At 65.1% G+C, this 2442-nt stretch carries 3 protein-coding genes; 1 reads left to right on the forward strand and 2 read right to left on the reverse strand.

The annotated features are described in order from the left end of the window. Positions 1 to 143 precede the first annotated feature (143 nt). Positions 144 to 491: a MerR family transcriptional regulator gene (locus tag ELR45_RS25025; protein WP_129668760.1), complete on the reverse strand. Its 348-nt coding sequence runs from the start codon at positions 489 to 491 to the stop codon at positions 144 to 146. 90 nt (positions 492 to 581) lie between these two features. Here ELR45_RS25025 and ELR45_RS25030 point away from each other — a divergent pair, with 90 nt between their 5' ends. Further along, positions 582 to 1364, forward strand: coding sequence for an SDR family oxidoreductase (locus ELR45_RS25030; RefSeq protein ID WP_129668761.1), 783 nt, complete (start codon positions 582 to 584; stop codon positions 1362 to 1364). 148 nt (positions 1365 to 1512) lie between these two features. On the opposite strand, the gene ELR45_RS25035 is transcribed toward ELR45_RS25030, so the two are convergent. Next, positions 1513 to 2442: lysylphosphatidylglycerol synthase transmembrane domain-containing protein (locus ELR45_RS25035; protein ID WP_205857207.1), on the reverse strand; the 930-nt coding region annotated here is incomplete at its 5' end.

The raw sequence follows: 2442 nt of genomic DNA on the forward strand, positions 1-2442 counted from the left end.
GCGACTTCGTCCGCGACGAGGGAGGTCGATGTGACTGCCGAGGCCGCCCCGTCTTCCCAGCCTGAGGACTCACCATGCCAGTAGTATCAACGACCGAAACGCTCAGGCTCGAGAAACGAACCGCGGTGTGACGCAATCTACTGCTACCGAGCCGCGGCTATCACCTCGTCCAGCAGCCGGCGGGACGCCGTCAGCATCTCTATCTGCTGGTCGATGCGGACCCGTTCGCCCTTCAACTCCTCAGCCATCTCGAGGCAGAGAACCAGGCGCTCGCCCTCTTCACGGACACACGGCAGAAGCGAGGCGATGACGTGTGTCGGTAATCCCGCGGCCAGCAACATACGGATCTGCCGCACCACGCCGATGTCGGCCTCCTGATACTCCCGATAACCATTCTGCTCACGTAGAGGCGAGAGCAACCCCTGCTCTTCGTAGTAGCGCAACAGCCGGATGCTCACGCCGGTACGTCGCGAAAGCTCACCGATTCGCATACGCGGACCTCCAACCTTGACCCTCACACCGATGTGAGACTTTACCTTGATGTCTGTCCGGATTGAATTTCGACACATGGGAAGACAGTCATGGGTGATAACCGGGTTGCCATCGTGACCGGGGCGGCCGGAGGCATTGGACGAGCCATCGCGCGACGGCTGGCACGCGATGGCCTTCACGTCACAGTCAGCGACCTCGAGTCCAAGCAGCGACAACTTGATCAAATCGCCGGCGAAATCGCCGAATTCGGCGTACGTTCACATGCCGTCACCGCCGACGTGAGCGACGCCGACAGTGTCGGACGCATGGTCACGACGACCGTCGACGAGCTCGGCGGGCTGGATGTGATGGTCGCCAACGCCGGGATCGTCACGCCAGTCCCGCTCCTCGACCTCTCGACGCAGGAATGGGACCGAGTGATGTCGGTGAACGCTCGAGGCACGCTTCTGTGCTATCAGGCCGCGGCGAGGCAGCTGATCCGCCAGGGCCGCGGAGGAAAGATCATCGGTGCGGCGTCGGTCGCGGCACACCAGAGCTCCGCACTCGTCGGACATTACTCGGCGTCGAAGTTCGCGGTACGGTCGCTTACCCAGGCCGCCGCCCTGGAATGGGCCGAGCATGGGATCACGGTCAACGCCTACTCACCCGGCCTGGTGCACACAACGATGTGGGATGATCTTGACGAGGAGATCGTCAGCCTACAAGGCGGCGAGCCGGGTGACGTCATCAGAAGCGCCGTCCCAGAAATCCCCCTCGGACGTGTCCAACGTCCAGAGGACGTCGCGGGGCTGGTGTCTTATCTCGCTTCCCATGACGCCGACTACATGACCGGCCAGTCTGTGATCATCGACGGCGGCATGCTCCTCGGCTGACGTGACCAGAAGCCTTACGAGCACACCGCTCCCCCCGCGCGGGAGCCACGTCGTTCCCGCCGGGCTCGTACGACCAGGACGTCGCCGGAAGCAGACGTCCCCGCGACGGACCACTCGGGCCGGACACGCGAGTATTCGGCCCGGGTGCTCACAGCAGGCCGCGTCGCTGCATCTGTGTCCAGAACACCCAGCCCGGCAGGATCGGCAGCCAGAACGTGACGATGCGGAACACGAGGACAGCGGTGACGGCGGTGGTGGCCTGAACCCCGAGAGTGCTCACACCAGCAGCAAGCGCGGCCTCAACCGCGCCGAGGCCACCGGGGGTCGGCACGGCCGTGCCGACCGTGTTGCCGACCAGTTGGACGACGGCCAGGCCAGCTACGGATGCATTACCACCCACCGCCTTCAGACATGCGTAGAGGCACGCCATCATGCTGACGGCCTGCAGCAGGATGCCGCCGACGGCAGTGGCCAGCTTGCGGGGATCGCTCAGCACGTCCAGCAGACGTGGCAGCCCTTGCCCGGTGAAGTCGGACCAGAGAGTACGCAGCCAGCGGCGGACCGCGGGGATGAACGCGACCAGCGCTGCCGCCGCCAGCGCCCCGACTGCGACGATCAACGTGGTCCCCGACGCCAAGTCAGCGGTGCCGGAGGAACCCGAGATGACGGCGAGGACAGCGAAGAGCGGAAACACGACGGCCCACTGGCCGGCCTGGTGCGCCGCCACACTGGCGGTCGCCAGCGGCGCGGCGAGCTCGGCCTTGGTCAGCAACCGGATGTTGATCGCCATGTTGCTGACCGCGGCAGGCGCCAGCAATCGGACGAACCCCAGCGCCACCTGGGCGCCGAACGCGTGCCGAAACGGTATCCGTTCAGGTACGAACCCGAGGATGCCGAACGTCATGCCAAGGTAGTTGCCGAGCATCATCGCCACGGCTACGAGGAGCCAACGCAGGTCCGTCTCCGCCCACAGCTGACCGAAGGACACGTCCGACAGCTGCGTTCCGACCAGGTAGACGGCCAAGACCGTGCCGAAACCGGTCAGCAGTCTCAATGGCCGAAAACGCCGAAGCTGTAC

The sequence above is a fragment of the Phytoactinopolyspora endophytica genome (assembly GCF_004138495.1).
Taxonomy (GTDB): Bacteria; Actinomycetota; Actinomycetes; order Jiangellales; family Jiangellaceae; genus Phytoactinopolyspora; species Phytoactinopolyspora endophytica.

Coding starts and splice junctions, on each gene's coding strand:
- ELR45_RS25025 (WP_129668760.1), bottom strand. CDS start 491: ATGCGAATCGGTGAGCTTTCGCGACGTACCGGCGTGAGCATCCGGCTG.
- ELR45_RS25030 (WP_129668761.1), top strand. CDS start 582: ATGGGTGATAACCGGGTTGCCATCGTGACCGGGGCGGCCGGAGGCATT.